This is a genomic window from Pseudoalteromonas arctica (genome assembly GCF_012927645.1).
Classification (GTDB): domain Bacteria; phylum Pseudomonadota; class Gammaproteobacteria; order Enterobacterales; family Alteromonadaceae; genus Pseudoalteromonas; species Pseudoalteromonas arctica_A.
On record NZ_JABBMT010000029.1, the window covers coordinates 1 to 18315 of the forward strand.

Below are 18315 nucleotides of genomic sequence, written 5' to 3' on the forward strand. Positions count from 1 at the left end.
TGTTTAGCTCTGTTGTTTTTAAGCGATTCATAAGATCACAAAACACCATGAATGTTCCCTCGCTTCCCACATTTTTTAATACTATTAATTCATTGATATATAAAGGCTAATTTTGGGGATACTTTAGGTAAGCATCCCAAGGTGCTTTTAGAGAAACTTGATAATAAGACTTTTATTGAACAATTTTATAGCCTTTAAAATGTAAATTGACATATTTAAAGGTATAAACTTAATTAAATTTCTGCAGTTTTATCTAATTCAACAGTTAAAATAGTTTTCTTATCAACTACTACCCATTCGCGGTATGTGTTGTAACCAGACTTGCTAACTTCTATATCGTACTTACCTTCTTTTAACTCAATACCGCTTTCATATTTTGGTTTGATATTCATAATACGTACGCGTGCATCAGAGGGCTGAGTTGCCACTGTTAAGGAAATTACTTCAACAACTTCTTCGACAGGTGTTTGCGCTTGAGTTATGGTCTCTTCAGGTACTTGCTCTGTTTCATCTATCGTAGCAGTAGTAGAGCAACCATTTAGTAATAATATTGTAGCTAAGGTGCTTATCTTTTTCATAAAAACTCCGTATAAATTTAAAATGCTGAAAGCCCTTAAGGATTAAGTGGAGGTGAGATAGCCTCCAAGTCATCCTTGGCTCTTGTTATACTAATTACATCGAATTAGTGGTCTATTAGTGAGTTATTTAACTCGCTAGAATAATCATATCTTTAATAAAGTGGGTATTAAAGCTAGTAGAAACTATAAATGTCCGCTGGTTTATAATATTAAACAGCTGCTATCAGTGACTACCAACGAGTATTATTTTATAGCAAACTGTCAAGCGAACGAGTTATTTCCTCACTTCTTTCAACTAACTTTTCAGCTGTTTTGTACATTTTTTGTTTTAATAGGCTGTTTGCCATTGTGATATACCGTTTGGATAATTCTTTTTTAATAGCTACTAAAGGAGCAAAGTCTTCAGGTAACATCGTTGATTCAGCATTAACTTGTTCTTCAAAGGCCAACAAATCTTGATATTTATCAATTGTGGCTAATTTTTCAAAATAATGATCAAATCTCGGTTGATAAAAAGTTATTGCCTCTTTTGTGGGAAAAGTGGCTTGCTCACCTAAATTTAATTTGTTTTGATAAAGGCTAAGCACGTCTATAGCTGATTTTCTTTTTAGTAACTCATCAAATTGCAACTCTGATTTTTGTTTAGCTGTGAAGATAGACTTTCCTACATCTAATAATACTTTTTGAGCAACAACATTATCATTTTCAATTGATTGCTCTAAGGCTGTTTTGAAGTTGTTGATATGCACTTCATTTGGTTGGTACATATAACTACTATCAACATCTTTTAAATCATCAATCAATTTAATAATGTTGTTATTATCAAGTTCATCATAACGCGACTGCTCTAATAGCAAATTGATTCTTGATGTAATGTCAAAGACTATTGATTGACGCTCTCTTAAAATACTTTCTAATTGAGCGGTTAGCTTTTCAGAGTCTGGATAGTATTCCAAAGCGTTAGAGTAAAGGCTAATTGTGCCATCAAAATCCTTAAATTTGCCAGACTGATTGTTTAGTTGATTAGCTTTGGTATTAAAGCCTTGTAAAATGCTCTCTTGATTGACTCTTAATAGACCCTGTTTAAGCACATCATATTGAGGAGGTATTTCAGCTAGTTTAGTCAATACCTCAGGGCCATGCCACGACATCCAAGTTTCAACTTGTTGATTAATTGCATTGGCATTTTCAAGTTTTGCTTCTAACTGTTTTAGTTGTGTAGAATTTGAGGCATAAAATTGGCTAATAAAAATAGCAACGGCGATAACACATAGACTCGCGGCAATAGCTGGTTTGAAATTGCTTCTAAGTTTGGTTGATATAGCCTGTAATGATCCTAATCGTTTCGTTGCATCAAGCGACATCGCGTTTTGTAAATGACCCCAGAGCCATATAGGGCAATTACTAGGGCGCTTAGCTGCTGTCCCTTTTGGTAGTTTATCTGCTGCAACACGATCATATGGGTGTTTACTGCTCAGTAGTTCATATGCAATACATGCATATGAAAATATATCATCTTTTACAGATGCGTCAGCTCCTTTAAGTTGTTCTGGACTTGCATAGGTTGGTGTGTAACCGCCTACTGCTGCGACATTCTTGCAATTGTTAAAAGCATATGCGTCTTCGGTTGTTTTATGTTTAGCAATACCAAAGTCGAGAACTTTCAAACGCCCATTTGAATCAAAAATAATGTTAGAAGGTTTTAAATCATTATGAATAACGTTTCGTGAATGGGCATAAATCAGTGCATCAGCAAGTTGTTGTAGGATGATATTCGCTTTTTTAAAATGCATTCCTGAAGGTTTATTACGTTTTATTATTTGTTCTAATGTTTCGCCATCAACGAGTTCCATCGTCACATAGTGCAAATCATTATCAGAACTGGCTGAAAATACTTTGACAATATTAGGATGCGAAAGTTGTTGAGTTTTAGTCGTTTCATCTTTAAGCAATGTTATAGCTTCTTTAGATTGACTAAACTCTTCTAGTAATAGTTTGAGCGCAACGTGTACTTCTGGACTGGTAGGACTTTCTAAAAATAAATCCCTAGCTCTGAAAATGTAGCACATGCCTCCTTGACCAATGAGTTCCTCAACTAAATATCGTCCGGATATTTTTTTACCAATTAAATTGAGTTTACTTTTAGGTTGGGAAGATCTAGCGCTAGAATCCAGCGAAGCGATTTGAGTTTTATCATTTGAGTTATTAATACCGCTCATTATAAATCCTTTTATTGTAGATAGTTAAATAATTGCAAAGGTAGCTTTTTGTTATTTTTATCAATATTCCCTTTGATTAGTCCACTATTTTTACAAAAATTAGCGCTATTAGCAATGCCTCTATTGCAGTACTTTTGGTAATTATATGTTTATTTTGTTTGTTAGATGTTGTTTCAGATGTTTTATACGTTAAAAACAGAGCTGTAGAGAGGTTTTATTGCTTTTAAATAGGAACATACATACTTAATTTTGTTAGCTTTAATAATTAACATAAAAAAAATAAGACTATATCATTAATGTTCTTCTGCTGTTTTGATTGTCTCTCAAATATTTCTATATATTAATTTCAATGTTGACAATAGTTTCTCTTCTAATTTATCCTAATGGAAACGTAGAATATGGGATTAACACGTCAAATGGAACTGATACTAAACATTACTAGTTATCATCGACTCTCGCCTGAAATTGAAGCATCTAAAACAGTCAAAGATTCACTTATATTCGGTCGTTCAGAAGCATGTGATTGGCATCTACCTGATCCTGAAAAAATCATTTCCAGTAAGCATGGTCGTATTGAACGGGACGGTGATTCATTTGTTGTGATTGATACTTCTACAAATGGTATTTATTCAAATTATAGTGTTTCAGCGATTGGCCAAGGTAATAAACAAAAACTATCTGATAGTGATATTTTAACGGTAGGTGATTTTCAAATTGAAGTGAAAATCGCAGAAGCGAAGTCAGTTACTCCTGTTATCGATGAGTTTAGTTCAGTAACCACTGCAAAAGCAAACAACGCAGCTACTCAATCTCAATATTTTGATTCTAATGGCAATAATTCAAATTCTGCGCATTTTTATAATGACTCAATTATGAATGAACCAATGCCAGATGTTTCTATGACTCAAACTGTAGATTCACAATCGCAGAGCCATATCCCAGAGAATTGGGATGAGATCGCACATTTATTGAACCCTGAAATAGTTAATACTAGTGATCAGCATGCAATATCTAGTCATGCGGAGCCTAATATAGCTGAGCCAAAAACCGAAGTTCCTACAGCTGTAGATACACAGCCAGAAGTCGCAAAGGAAGCCCATACCTTGGCTCACACAGTACGACCTAAGGTAGAAACAAAACCAATAGCAAATAGCGTAGGACTAACAGGCGCCTTTTTAAAAGGGCTCGGCGTTAAACCAGAATTGCAAAATGCTTTAACTACCGAAAAGTTATGGTTTGAAATGGGCCAAGGGCTAAACCTTCTTTTGACAGAGTTGATGGAATCGTTACGCCAAAGAGCATTGGTGAAAAACCAATTACGTGTAAATCAAACTATGTTTCAAACCCAGCAGAATAACCCCATTAAGTTTTCGGCAAATATAGATGATGTTATTCAGAACTTATTCATAATCAATAGTGCAAGCTTTCTATCTTCTCGGGAATCGATTAAAGAAAGCTTCATCGACACTCGCAGACATGAACATGCTTTATTAGCAGGAGCTGATGGTGTATTGAAAGGAATATTAGAGCAGGTTTCACCTTCTCACATAAATCAACAAGTGAATAATCACGCTAATATTTTGAAAATAATTCCTGGCCAATCTGAATCGAAAAGCTGGAAGCTGTATCAAAATCTGCATGACGAGTTATCACGTGACGTTAATGCTAAAGGTGCGATGGCATTATCAGATGATTTCCTCAAAGCATACAATGATAAAATTCAAGAAACGTTTTAAAAAGGAAAGTAAATGATGCGTAACATTAAGCTCTACTTACTGAGTTTTAGTTTACTATTTTTGATAATGGGTTGTTCAACAATGAATAAGTTTGTCCCACCATCAACAGAATTAATCATTAATGTATCAGAAAACGTAAATCCTGATACTTCTGAACGACCATCTCCAGTTGTAATGAAAATTTTTGAGCTTAGTTCAAGAACTATATTTGATACGCAAGACTTTTTTAGTTTATATGAGTCGCCTGAAAAGTTATTAGGCCCTGATTTACTTAAAAAAGATGAGTTGGAATTACAACCAGGTTCAGTACAAAAGTATGAGATGAGCCTTAATCGTAATACTCGCTTTGTAGGAGTAGTGGTGGCGTATAGGAATATAGATCAAGCCAGATGGAGAGCTGTAATAGAAGTCGATCCTACCGGCTATGACGATATCGATGTAAATGTTGAATCAATTGCAACATACATGAGAGAACATTAATAAGGATATAAAATGAGTGATACCACTCGTGTTGCTTGGACTGAAGGGATGTTCTTAAGGCCACAACACTTTCAACAATCAGATAAACATTTTTCACATTTAATCAAACAAGTGTGCAATGGTAATTTAGCTGATCCTTGGGGAATTCTAGAGTTAGATATTGACACTGAGCTGTTAAATACAGGGCAGTTTGCAATTGACACTTTGTCGGCAATTACTCCTGACTTGCTGCCAATTGATATGCCAGGGTCAACGTCATTACCTGAGCCGCTGGTTGTTAACAAGGACACCTATAATGAAATTGTTTATTTGGCAATTCCAGCGCTTAAAGCCAGTGGTATTAACATCTCAGCGGCCGACGAAAACTTAGTTACTCGTTATAAGCTCACCGATTTAGCGGTAAATGATGATTCATTAGGCCCGCAATCACAAGAGACCATTCAGGTTGCAAAGATTTATAGCAAACTGGTGTTAGGGTCAGATGATCACGCTGGATTTATACTTTTACCTTTGGCTAAGATTACTGAAGTCAGTACTGAGGGTAGGATCAAGCTTGATAGTAAGTTTATTCCTGCCGCTTTGAAAGTTGCGCAATGTAAGCCTCTGCTAGGGTTAGTTAGAGAAATAGGCTCAATGATCAAACAGCGTTCAGAGAGTATTGCTGTGCGTTTATGTCAAGGTTATGCGGGCAGCACTTCGGTTGCTGATTTTATAATGCTGCAAACACTCAATAAATATGACGCGGTATTTGATAGTTTGTTAATGGTTAATAATTTACATCCTAATATTCTATATACTCGCTTAATTGAACTATCAGGTGAACTGGCAACATTCAGTACTGCTAATAAACGGGTTCCTAAACTGCCTAAATATGAACATGATAATTTAGGGGCCGTGTTTGGTGAGATCGTTAACTTCTTATATCAATCTTTAAGTCATGTGATAGAGCAAACAGCAACAGAAATTAAACTTGAGCAAAGTAAATTTGGTATTTCCTTCGGTGCATTAAAAGATAAAGCGATTCTTGATTCTGGGCAGTTTATTCTCGCTATTAAAGCGAGTGTGCCCCACGAGGAATTACGTAAAGTTTTACCTTCTCAAGTTAAAATCGGTAGCGTTGAAACTATTCGTGATTTAGTTAATAACCAGATACCAGGTATAACAATAAGCAGTTTACCTACAGCACCAAGGCAAATTCCGTACCATGCAGGCTTTCATTACTTTGAATTGAACAAACATGGTCAGCATTGGGATAAACTTCGCACAAGTGGTGGCATCGCTATTCACTTATCTGGTAGCTACCCAGAGTTACAATTAAGCCTTTGGGCTATACGAACTTAACTGTTAAAAGGAAGAGTTTCAATGGATGAAACCATTATCAAACCACGCCCTGGCAGACTAGGCCGTGACACATCAAATAACTTAAAAACAGCAACTGATCCTGAAAAGACAGTTATGTCTATTGAGCCTATATCAAATGCTGTTTCTAGTAATGCGAAAGTTTCTATTTTCAAAAACCTATTACTAGAAGCTGCTACCGATTGCTTTTCACTGGTTATATCGATCAACCAAGCTAAAGAAATGACTAATTTAGCCGCTTTGAAGCATCGCTGTGTTGAAGCGATTAAGCGTTTTGAGGTTGAAGTTAGAAACCAGGTGCTTCCCAAAGAAGTAATTGAAAATTCACGCTATTGTTTATGTGCAATTTTGGATGAATCAGTTTTAAACTCTAAGTGGAGTTCGATGGAATGGGCTGATGAGAGCTTGCTATCAACCTTCCATAAAGAAACCTTTGGTGGTGAGTATTTTTATACTCTATTAGATAATGCACTTGGGCAACCAGAGCAACATAAAGCATTTTTAGAATTACAGTATCACTGCTTAAATTTAGGTTTCAAGGGCAAATATCGGGTTGATAGTGTTGGTGATAATAAAGTAGAAGAATACCGTTCTCGTATTTATCATCTATTAAATCAGTTAGGTGGACCTATTAACAACAAGTTGTCACCTAATTGGAAAGAAAGAGTTGCAGCAGGCGTTGAACTTAGAAGCCAAGTACCTCTTTGGGTTGTTTTTTCAGTTTTAGGTTTAGTATTATTAATTGTGTATCTATTTATCAATATGAAACTTAATGACCAAGTTGTATTGGTGAATGAGAAGTTGGCGGTGATCCATCCATTAGCGCAAACGCAGAGTGTTGATAAGAAAGATCAGCAACTACAAGTGTTAGAACAACTTTTACAGACTGAGATTCAGATGGGAATTGTCTCTGTCGAGAAGAGTAATGATCGCATTCGGATCACTATCAACAGTGAAAGTTTGTTTAACCAAGGTGATTCAAAATTATTACCATCATTTCAACCAATACTTGAAAAACTAGCACTGAGTTTAGAAGGTACAAAGGGGCGAATTTTAATTACAGGCCATACAGATGACACGCCTATTCGCACAGATAAATATCCCTCTAATTGGCATCTTTCTTTAGCTAGAGCAACTCAAGTTGCTAATTCTATGGCTAAAAGCACTAACCTTAGCGGGCGCTTGTGGCCTGAAGGTAAAGGTGCTGCCGAACCAATCGCTAGCAATTCAGATTCAGCTTCTCGGTCATTGAACCGACGAATTGAAATTGATTTATTATTTTAATGGGGCTGGAATGAACTTTTTACAGAAACTCAAATATTTACTTACATCGCGTACAGCAATTCTAATTATTGGTTTTAGCGCATTGTCGTTACTAATTTGGTTTGGTGGCCCCTTGATTGCCATTGCTGGTTATGTGCCACTGGCGAGTGTTACCTCAAGATTATTTACTATTTTAGTGGTTATTCTTATTTTTGCGATCACGAAGATATACCGTTTGACTCGACAAAATAAACGAGATGAAAAAATGGCTAATGAGTTAATCGATAGTGATGACTCAAATAGCAATGAAGTAAATGAAGAAATCACGACCTTAAAAACTAGAATGGGTGAAGCGATTGATTTACTTAAAGATGTAAAACTCTTTAAGGGAAAAAATATCTATCAATTACCTTGGTACATTATGATCGGACCACCGGGAGCAGGAAAAACAACGGTGATCAACAATTCAGGCTTGGACTATCCCTTAAAAGATAAGCTTGGGGTTGATTTGATTCATGGTGTTGGTGGAACTCGAAATTGTGATTGGTGGTTTACTAACAAAGCGGTACTCATTGATACGGCAGGGCGTTACACCACTCAAAGCAGTCATGCAAAACATGACTCGCGTGCTTGGGAAGGCTTTTTAGGTTTACTGCGAAAGTACCGCCCATTACGACCAATCAACGGTGTAATGATCAGTATGGGTATCTCTGAGTTAATGAGCCAAACTAAAACAGAGCGAAACTTACATGCGCGCGCAATCAAGCAACGTCTGCAAGAGTTACAGAATCAGCTAGGAATGACTTTTCCTGTCTATGTTATTTTCTCAAAAGTTGATTTAATCGAAGGCTTTAGAGAGTTTTTTGCCGAATTAAGTGAAGAAGAGTGTGAGCAAGTTTGGGGGGTTACTTTTGAACTTGATTTAGATAAAAATACCCAAGTTGATGTTTTTAATAAAGAGTTTCATGCGCTTATAGCTAAGTTAACGGAGCTGCTAAATCGTCGTTTGATTAATGAACGGAATGAAGAAATCAGAGCGAAAATTTTCGAATTCCCAAGACAGCTTCGTGTATTGCAAGGTGTTGGTGATGCATTTTTGAAAGAAATTTTTACCCCTAATGCGTATGAAGAACTACCTATGTTTAGGGGGGTATACTTAACCAGTGCGACTCAAGAAGGAACACCTGCCAGCCTTTTAAGCGATGCAAATAACACCAGCGGCAGCTACATCAATCAATCTAAGAGCTTTTTCATCAAAAATGTATTAGAAAAAGTCATCTTCCCTGAACAAAATTTAGCAAGTACCAACAAACACCATGATAAGCAAAACAAATGGTTACGTATAGTAAGTATCTCTTTGGCTTGTGCTTGTGTGGTTGGTTTTTCAGCGTCATGGTATTTTAGTTATGCATGGAATAATAGCCTTATCACGGTCACTGAAGATGCAATTGAGTCATATCAAGAAATAGATGCGGCATCCTTTGACCGTAGCAATGTATTGGTACTCAATGACAGGCTTAATTCATTACGATCACTCCCTGCGCGTAGCGATACTTTTAATAATGAGCAAGACTTGCCATCAGTTGGGTTTAATAAATTAAATGAAATTAAACAGTCGTCGAACGATGCATATGACAGAGCATTACAAACGTTCTTGGCGCCTTTCATGCTTAATACTTTAACGATGGAAATGGAGACTCACCCTGAGCACTTGAGTTATTTGTACGAAACATTGAAGTGTTATTTAATGTTGTTTCAACCCGAGTATTTTGAGCGTGAAGATATAATCGTATGGTTTAATGCATACTTAGAGCGTAGCTTCTCAGGTGAGAAAAATACACAAACTCGACTTGATTTAATGGACCATATAGCGGCATTACTTGAAAAAGGTGTTGCCTATGAAGAAGTGGATAACCAAGCAGTTAAAATTGCACGTGCAGAGCTTACTAAATTACCTATTGCTGAGCGGGCATATCAAAGACTTCAAGCTGACTTTCTCGATAGTAGTATTCCACCATTTAGGCTGACAGATATTATTAGCTTTGAAAGTGCCCAAAAGTTTTCATTTCGCAATAACAGTGAGCTAACTCGTAGTATTCCTGGTTTATACACCTTCAATGGCTTCCACGGCATTTTTAATATCGAAAAGAGTAAGATGCTAGGAAATCTAATGGCGAGTAGTTGGGTTTACGGAGAAGAAGCGTCTGGAACGTATGATATCTCTAAAGATGAAATAGAAAAGAAATTAGAGCAGCGTTATTTTCAGGATTATATCTATTATTGGCGGTCATTCCTTGATGACCTAAATTTAAACCAATATAGCTCTCCTGCTGAAGGGGTCAATATTACAGATGTGTTAGCAGGTTCAGAAACCCCGATCAAAAACATCATTTTAGCAGTGCAGAAAAATGTTCAATTAACTCAATTACCAGTCTCTGAAAATCAAAAAGCTGCTGGGAAAGTTGTGGCTAATGCTGCTGAAATTGCGATGCAAACTAAGGCGAATAGAATCAAACGGTTCTTGCCTGACGAAGCGCCAAAATTTGATATCAAGCTACCAGGGTATCAAGTTGAAGAGGCATTTGAGGATGTGCTTAAAATAGACGCTCAGCAGCTAGATAATATGCAAAAAAATCTCAGAGAGCTGAATATTTATTTGACCAAACTTGATCGAGGCGATCAGTTGAAGTCCTCTATTAAAGATCAAATCAGTGGTAAAAGTAAACCAAGCTTTATCCGTCAACTTGAATTTCAAAGCCGTGATTTACCTTATCCTTTTAATAGCTGGCTGTTAGATATTAGCCGAGATACCAGTAACATTACAAAAAATAGCGCTAATAGACACTTAAATGAGATTTGGAAAAGCAAAGTATTACGAGAATACAATGCTGCAATTGTTGGACGCTACCCGTTTTCACCTTATGCAGATAAAGAAGTCAATTTAAAAGACTTCACTCGATTCTTTGGACCTAGCGGTACAATTGATAGCTTCTTTAATAGCTATGTTGCACCTAGTGTTGATATGAGCTCACGACCATGGAAGTTTGAAAAAGACATCGGTATCAGCCGAGATACTTTGGCAATGTTTGAACTTGCGAATCAAATACAGCTCGCATTTTTTGATAGTGGTAGCAGCACACCAAGGATTGAGTTTGGTTTGAAACCTTTAGAATTAGATAACACAATATCGAGTTTTATGCTTGAGATTGATGGTCAATCAATGACCTATAGACATGGGCCATTAAAAGTGAGTAATTTTGTTTGGCCTGGAATTACAGGACAAAGTAAAACACGCGTAGTATTTACTCCACCTAATGGCGGACGCTCAATAAATACCACTTACCAAGGTGAATGGTCGTTATATCGCATGCTTGATGAACTAAGTACCAAACGAAGTAAAACACGGGAAGATTTGAAATTACATTTTTCGCTTATGGGCAATAACGCAAAAGTAGAGCTATTACCGAAGTCAATTAGACATCCATTTTGGAATAAGAGTATAGAGAAGTTTTCATGTCCGACCCGATTATAAATATTGGCTATTTGGGTAAAGTTCCTAGTTTAGGTGACTTTGTTCAAGATAGTGTATCCAAAGAGTTCTCAGAACATTGGGAAAAATGGCTACAGGCTGCTATTGCTGTAAGCAAAGAGCAGCTAGGAGAGCTGTGGCAAGATAATTATTTAACTGGCCCGGTTTGGCATTTTGCTTTGTCAGCGAATATTGTTGGTGATAAGGGAGTCATGGGGACTTTAATGCCAAGTATGGATGCGGTGGGGCGTCATTATCCATTTACCGTAGCTAGCACACTAGAGTATGCACCTATTGATGTTTTAAACTCTGGCGTTTTTTCATTAGCTTATGAAGATGTTGTGTTGAAAGTACTTGATAACTCAGTTGATCTTTTCTCTTGGAGGAAAGAAGTTGCGAAAACCTTGAATGCAGTTCAGGGCACTCGTAAAGCCCTGAGTTATTTTAATACCGCAGATAAAAACAAAACAGGCGAGGCATTTGAGTTCTCAGGTGATGAGCTGACAGAGGCGGTTTTACAAGATGTGATGCATGCTGCTTTATGTAAGAAATATGGTGATTATAGTGTTTGGTGGACTCATGGCTCGTGCAATATAAAACCTATGATGCTGGTAACGGCTGGACTCCCTGCAATTAATCAAGTTGCAGCAATGTTAGATGGTAGATGGAAGCACTGGGAATGGAATTATACACAGGTAAAAAATACCGATGAGTAACTTGAGCTCCAGTTATGCGATTACCCATCGCGGTGTTGTAAGGCAGCTAAATGAAGATGCCCATGTCGAAATAAATAGTCATAGTATTTGGGTTGTTGCTGATGGTATGGGTGGCCATGAAGCGGGTGAAGTAGCAAGTCAGCTCGTCGTCGATACCATTAAAGCAACTGTTGAAGAATTGACATTTGAAGAGCTTAATGTGTCGCATATTGTCGTCGCTATTGAAAATGCAAACCGTCAATTAAATGAATACAGTGCGCAATATTTAGGGAGCAAAACTGCAGGTAGCACAGTGACCGTTTTGTTTATTAAAAATGAGCAATATTATGTGCTTTGGGTGGGTGACAGTCGAGCTTATTTGCTGCGCAATGGTCAGCTGCAACAAGTTTCAAAGGATCATAGCCAAATCAATGATCTGATTGATGAAGGGGTTATTTCTGTTGAAGAAGCTAAGGATCATCCATTATCTAATGTCATAACCCGTGCAGTGGGTGTTACACAAGACGTTAACGTTGATGTGGTACAAAATGAAGTGAAATCAGGCGATATTTTTTTATTGTGCTCAGATGGATTAACTGGTGAATTATCTGATAATGATATTCGCCGTTCGTTAGAGCCAACGAGTATAATCGACTCAGGTATGGCACTTATGCATTCATCTCTTGTTCGTGGTGCGAAAGATAATGTAACGTGTATTTTGATTAAATACGATAAAAGGCTTAGTAATTATAAATCTCATTCATTAAATGTTCAGGATGAGACTACAATTCCATTATTTACAAAGTAAATATTTAGATTTATTTTTAATGGCTATATACTAAAAAACAGATTAGTTTATAGGCTTAAATATAACAAATAGGTTTGCAGTTTGATTTATGGGCGCAAACTAAAGTGTAACTAGGCTTGTAATTTTAAATAAAAAATGTAATATGAGAACTGCTTCACTTTATTTGGTTTTTATGGACAATTATTAGGACAATGGAATGTTTGTTTTTGAAGAATATGTTTCCCCTATTTCAGACACTGAGATTGCAGGTATTGACCCGCGCTCAGACGTCACTCCTGCGTCCACCTATTTTGCGTTAAAAGATTTACGAAACCAATTACGTGCGGCAGAAAGAAATGCCCTTGTTGACGAAGAAGGTATTGCAACTTTAGCTCGAGACTGGTTGCCGTTGCTAGAGCAATCCAGTAAAGCCTTAAAAACAGAAAGCAAAGATATTGACTATTTAGCATGGTTTATTGAAGCATTGTGTCGCGTACATGGCTTCAAAGGATTAGCATTTGGCTTTCAAGTTGCCCATACCTTACTCGATAATTATTTTGAATATTTATTTCCAGCTTTAGATGCTGATGATGAAATTTCTGACAAAGTATCTGCGCTAGTTGGTTTAAATGGTGTCGCGGGTGAAGGAACCTTAATCATACCGATTAAAAGTATAGCGCTGACAGAAAGTGTAAGTCTCGATTCATTTTCTTTTTGGGAATATCAACAAGGCTATGACATATCTAGGTTGAGTGAAGAAAAAAGAGACAAAAAGTTAACGCAGGGTGCTGTCGACTTTGAGCTCATCGAAAAAAGTGCAGCAGAAACAAGCATTGAATTTTTTGTTAACTTGAGAAATGATATAACGACTGCAATTGAGCAATTTGCAATATTAAGTGACGTACTAGATCGCGTTACAGCTCAGCCACAACCGACTTCTAATATTAAACAAGCATTGGAAGAGAGTTTAGCAGCTGTGAATCACATTGCAGCTGATAAACTCGCAGCAGCCCAAAAAGTGCACGACTTAGTACAAGAAGTGGTGTTAGAGGATGGTGAGGTTACTACTTGCACTCAAGTGAGCAAGGTACACAGTCTAGAAATTAACTCTAGAGAAAATGCTATTGAGAAACTGAAAGAAATAGCCACTTATTTTCGAAAAACAGAACCACATTCCCCTATGTCTTACACCATAGAGCAGGTAATTCGATGGAGCGAATTGTCGCTACCTGAATTATTAAATGAATTAATTACAGATAGTGATGCTAGGACTGGATACTTTAAGTTGTCTGGCATTAAGATCAGCGAAACTGAAACATAAGTAAAAGGAGTTCTCAATGAGTATCCACGATAAATTAAAGCGAGTACGTAAGCCTCGAGTGCACATCACTTATGATGTGGAAACCGAAGGTCTTGCGGTAAAGAAAGAATTACCCTTTGTAGTCGGTGTTATGGGTGACTTTTCAGGTGATAATACTGATGCAATAAAACCACTGAAAGATAGACGATTTATTCAAATAGATCGCGAAAACTTTAATGATGTTTTAAAGCGTATGAGCCCGTCTTTAAAATTAAACGTAGATAATACGCTTAATGATGATGGTACTCAATTTGAAGTTAACTTGAACTTTAAATCGATTGATGACTTTGAGCCCGCAGCAGTTGTGAATCAAGTGGAACCGCTGCGTAAATTAATGGAAACACGTAATAAATTACGCGATCTCATGACTAAAATTGATCGCTCAGAAGAACTTGAAAATGTTCTTGAAGAAGTTTTAAGTAACACAGCAAGTTTAGATTCAATTGCTAAGGAACTAAAATTAGAGGAGGCTGAAAAATGAGTACAGAACAATTAAGTACTGAGTTAGAGTCAACTTCAGAAGTAACTTCTTCATTATTAGAACAAGCTATTGGTGCTACTAAACAAACAGATGCGAGCCGTGCACAAGAGTTACTGAGAACTTTAACTGAAGAAGCAATGAAAGGTACAGTCCAATGGAATAAAAACATGACTGTGACATTCAATGAAGCAATTCAGCTGATAGATCAAAAAATATCAAAGCAACTGAGTTTGGTAATGCACAGCGAGGAGTTTCAGAAACTTGAAGGTTCATGGCGTGGTCTACACCACTTGGTAATGAACTCTGATACGAGTTCAACATTGAAAATTCGCGTGCTTAATATGAAGAAAAAAGAACTTCATAAAGACTTAAGTAAAGCGGTTGAATTTGATCAAAGCCAAACGTTTAAGAAGATTTATGAAGCTGAATTCGGCACGCCTGGTGGTGAACCATATGGCACGATTGTAGGGGATTTTGAGTTTACAAATCACCCTGAAGATGTTGAAACTTTAAGTTTAATGTCTAATGTTGCAGCTGCTGGTTTCTGTCCATTCATTTCTGCGTCGTCTCCTTCGTTATTCGGATTTGACAATTGGGAAGAGCTTACTAAACCTCGCGACCTAGAAAAAGTATTCGAATCTTTAGAGTACACCAAGTGGCGTTCATTTAGAGATAGTGATGATTCACGCTTTGTATCACTTACTATGCCTCGCTTCTTATCTCGCTTGCCATATGGTGCAGCTTCTAAACCAGTTGAAGAATTCAACTATGAAGAGTTTGATGTTGAACATAAAGACGGCCGCTCTTTAAGCGCTGATAATAATGACTATTGTTGGAGTAATGCTGCGTATGCAATGGCTACAAATATGGCATCAGCATTCTCTCAATATGGCTTTTGTACCGCGATTCGTGGCGCTGAAGGTGGTGGTAAAGTGGAAGGCTTACCTACTCATATTTTTACAAGTGATGATGGCGACCCAGATCTTAAGTGCCCTACAGAAATAGGTATTACTGATCGACGTGAAGCTGAGCTTAGTAAACTAGGTTTCTTACCGCTTTGTCATTATAAAAATACTGATTATGCGGTATTCTTTGGTGGTCAAAGTTGTCAAAAACCACAACTTTATTCAACACCAGATGCGACTGCTAACGCGGCTATTTCGGCACGTTTACCATACCTTATGGCAACATCACGTTTTGCGCATTACTTAAAAGTAATGGCGCGCGATAAAATAGGTAGCTTCATGGAAGCGGAAGATGTTGAGGCTTGGTTAAATCGCTGGATTTTATCATATGTCAATGCAACTGAGGGTGGTGGTCAAGACATCAGAGCACGTTATCCGTTAGCGGATGCTAAAGTATCTGTTAAAGAAATATCAGGTCAACCAGGTGTTTATAACGCAGTTGCGTGGCTACGCCCTTGGCTACAAATGGAAGAACTAACTTCTTCTTTACGTTTAGTAGCTAAAATTCCTGAGATCGGGTAAGCGCCTGATCTTAAGCGTTAAGGATAATGCTGTAAAATGAATCACGAAGAGTTTTCATTTATAAATCAAGACTTGGCTTTTTCTCAGAAGTCGCAGTCACGTATAAGTGATAATGATGCTTTGCTTGAGCGTTTTTTAAACGAAAAAAACTTAGATAAAGCATTGTTACTATGGCTTGAAGGCTCTTCTGATTCACCTATTACATGGAGTAAAGAGTCACTTAGTCCTTATTTACAAAAAGTGATAGTTGAACTCGATCAACAAATATCAGAACAATTAAACTTAATTATTCATCAACAAAGCTTTCAAAAGTTAGAAGCTAGTTGGCGCAACCTTTGGTGGTTATTGTTACAAACAGAGCAATACGATAAAGAAAAGAAAGTAAAAATAAAAGTATTAAACTGCGATTGGGCAACGCTGTCCAAGGATGTTAATAAAGCTATTGATTTTGACCAAAGTTTATTTTTTCAGCTCCTATATCAAAGCGAATTTGATAGTGCCGGCGGGGAGCCTTTTGGTGTTGTAATTGGTGATTATGAAATCAGTAACATGTTCTCACACGGTGCTATTTATAATGATATAGACACCATCAAAGAGATATCACGAACAGCAGCGGCCGCTTTTTCACCGTTCATCTGTTCAGCATCGCCAAACTTATTTGGTGCAGATAGTTTTTCTGATTTAGGTTATCACTCAGATCTATTTAATCAATTTGAGCAACCTGAGTATATAAAATGGCAAAGTTTTAGAGCTATGGAAGAATCACGCTTTATTGGACTTACTTTGCCGCAAGTGTTGGTCCGCCCCCCTTATAAGAATGATGGTAAACGCCATCAAGATTTTTATTTTAAAGAACAAATCAAAGACTCTGAAACAGATATGCTATGGGGAAATGCTGCCTATCAATTTGTTTCTACAATTATTCGTGCCTACTGCGAAAGTGGATGGTTTGGACATATTCGAGGAATGGAGCCTGGAAAAGTTTCTAAAGGACTCGTTACTGGCTTAGCTCGAGATAGCTTTGCAACCGATACCTATCAAAAAGAGTCAAAACCGCCTCTTAACTTACTTGTAACGAGCAAATTTGAAAAGCAATTTTCTGAGCTTGGTTTTATTCCGGCTTCTTCAGTGACCAATACTGAACATATTGTATTTTATAGTAACGCGTCAGTTCAAAAAACAAAAAATTATGAGTCTAGTGCGGCAAATCTAAATGCTCGGTTATCGTCTATGTTGCAGTATATTCTTTGTGTATCTCGGTTTGCCCATTATCTTAAGCTATTAGCAAGAGATCGAGTCGGTTCTTATAACACAGCCCAAGCATGTGAGCGTGATTTACAAGCATGGGTTAACAATTATACCACAGCCTCAGACTCCGCATCTGAGTATGTTAGAAGTAAATACCCACTGAGTAATGCCAAAATCAAGGTCAGTGAGAATAAAGCTAATCCAGGCCATTATTTCTCGGTTTTACAATTACAGCCTCACTTTCAATTAGATCAAATGGTCTCGAGTATTAAATTAATAACAGAGCTCAGTCCTCACCACAAAATAAAGGAATAGTCATGAAAAAAATACACAGCCTCATACGTGAGGGAAAACTTACTGAAGCCTTAGCTTTTTGCGCATCTGAGCTGCAAGATGAACCATTAAATTTTGATATAAGAAGTCTTTATTCTGAGTTACTTTGCATAAATGGTGAACTCGAAAAAGCAGATAAACAAATTGATTTTATGGTGCAAAAGAACCCTGAGTTTGCTGTTGGAGCTGTTAATTTAAGACATTTAATTCGTGCTCAGCAATCGAGAATCGATTTTTATGAAGGCAAATGCATCCCTAAATTATTCCATGATGCAGATGAGCTCGATACATTGTTTTTGAAAATGCATGTGCATTTGCAAGAGGGTGATATTTCAGCAGCAGCTTCCCTTGCCAAAGAGATGGAAGAATTAAGAGTTTCGAAATATGAAGGTGCAGCGACTCGTGATTTAGATGACACATTAAGCCCATATTTAGAGTTATTAGGAACTAATGGTGAGTACTATCTAGCAAACTTTAATGAAATAGATTCGTTAAAAATAGAGCCAGTCGAATCGTTACTTGAAAGTATTTGGCTAAGAGTTGAAATTGCTATTAATGGTGGCCCTTCAGGTACAGCTCACATCCCCCTTATTTATGCCAATTCAGGATCTGATCTGGAGAAGTTAGGCCAAGTATCTGATTGGCAAGAGTTACATCATGAATTTTTGGTCGGTAAAGGAATGAAAATGATTTTTGCTAATGATGAAGCAATAACAATACCCAACTTGCATATAGACCTTTTAGAAACAGTGTAAGTTAA

The 18315-nt window shown here is 37.1% G+C and carries 14 protein-coding genes; 12 read left to right on the forward strand and 2 right to left on the reverse strand.

Going from position 1 to position 18315, the window contains the following annotated elements:
- Positions 1–233: 233 nt before the first annotated feature.
- Both HHO47_RS15130 and HHO47_RS15135 read right to left on the reverse strand, forming a co-directional pair.
- Positions 234–578, reverse strand: a complete 345-nt coding sequence (locus HHO47_RS15130; RefSeq protein ID WP_169021054.1) for a PEGA domain-containing protein — start codon at positions 576–578, stop codon at positions 234–236.
- A gap of 248 nt (positions 579–826) precedes the next feature.
- Positions 827–2797, reverse strand: coding sequence for a serine/threonine protein kinase (locus tag HHO47_RS15135; protein WP_169021055.1), 1971 nt, complete (start codon positions 2795–2797; stop codon positions 827–829).
- Between the two features lie 398 nt (positions 2798–3195).
- Between HHO47_RS15135 and tagH the strand changes: the two genes are divergently transcribed.
- From tagH to HHO47_RS15195, 12 genes are all read left to right on the forward strand, one after another.
- Complete coding sequence (gene tagH / locus HHO47_RS15140; protein WP_248291023.1) at positions 3196–4533, forward strand: type VI secretion system-associated FHA domain protein TagH; 1338 nt, start codon at positions 3196–3198, stop codon at positions 4531–4533.
- Positions 4534–4548: 15 nt separating this feature from the next.
- A complete protein-coding gene (tssJ, locus tag HHO47_RS15145; protein WP_169021084.1) occupies positions 4549–5013 on the forward strand; it encodes a type VI secretion system lipoprotein TssJ in 465 nt (154 codons plus the stop codon).
- A 12-nt stretch (positions 5014–5025) separates the two neighbouring features.
- On the forward strand, positions 5026–6354 hold the full coding sequence (tssK, locus tag HHO47_RS15150; protein ID WP_169021056.1) for a type VI secretion system baseplate subunit TssK: 1329 nt from the start codon (positions 5026–5028) through the stop codon (positions 6352–6354).
- A gap of 21 nt (positions 6355–6375) precedes the next feature.
- Positions 6376–7656 (forward strand): type VI secretion system protein TssL, long form, encoded by a 1281-nt coding sequence (tssL, locus tag HHO47_RS15155; protein WP_169021057.1) that lies wholly within the window; start codon positions 6376–6378, stop codon positions 7654–7656.
- A 10-nt stretch (positions 7657–7666) separates the two neighbouring features.
- Positions 7667–11167: a type VI secretion system membrane subunit TssM gene (gene tssM / locus HHO47_RS15160; protein ID WP_169021058.1), complete on the forward strand. Its 3501-nt coding sequence runs from the start codon at positions 7667–7669 to the stop codon at positions 11165–11167.
- Positions 11149–11880 carry a type VI secretion system-associated protein TagF gene (tagF, locus tag HHO47_RS15165; RefSeq protein ID WP_169021059.1) on the forward strand — a complete coding sequence of 244 codons (732 nt, stop codon included), beginning with the start codon at positions 11149–11151 and terminating at the stop codon, positions 11878–11880. The genes tssM and tagF overlap by 19 nt, the downstream gene beginning before the upstream one ends.
- Positions 11873–12667: a PP2C family protein-serine/threonine phosphatase gene (locus tag HHO47_RS15170; RefSeq protein WP_169021060.1), complete on the forward strand. Its 795-nt coding sequence runs from the start codon at positions 11873–11875 to the stop codon at positions 12665–12667. Before tagF ends, HHO47_RS15170 begins: the two co-directional genes overlap by 8 nt.
- Before the next feature lie 196 nt (positions 12668–12863).
- Positions 12864–13967, forward strand: coding sequence for a type VI secretion system protein TssA (tssA, locus tag HHO47_RS15175; protein ID WP_169021061.1), 1104 nt, complete (start codon positions 12864–12866; stop codon positions 13965–13967).
- A 16-nt stretch (positions 13968–13983) separates the two neighbouring features.
- Complete coding sequence (tssB, locus tag HHO47_RS15180; protein ID WP_169021062.1) at positions 13984–14487, forward strand: type VI secretion system contractile sheath small subunit; 504 nt, start codon at positions 13984–13986, stop codon at positions 14485–14487.
- Positions 14484–15974, forward strand: coding sequence for a type VI secretion system contractile sheath large subunit (gene tssC, locus HHO47_RS15185; protein WP_169021063.1), 1491 nt, complete (start codon positions 14484–14486; stop codon positions 15972–15974). Before tssB ends, tssC (HHO47_RS15185) begins: the two co-directional genes overlap by 4 nt.
- Before the next feature lie 36 nt (positions 15975–16010).
- Positions 16011–17537: a type VI secretion system contractile sheath large subunit gene (gene tssC, locus HHO47_RS15190; protein ID WP_169021064.1), complete on the forward strand. Its 1527-nt coding sequence runs from the start codon at positions 16011–16013 to the stop codon at positions 17535–17537.
- A 2-nt stretch (positions 17538–17539) separates the two neighbouring features.
- Positions 17540–18310 carry a type VI secretion system accessory protein TagJ gene (locus tag HHO47_RS15195; RefSeq protein ID WP_169021065.1) on the forward strand — a complete coding sequence of 257 codons (771 nt, stop codon included), beginning with the start codon at positions 17540–17542 and terminating at the stop codon, positions 18308–18310.
- Positions 18311–18315 lie beyond the last annotated feature (5 nt).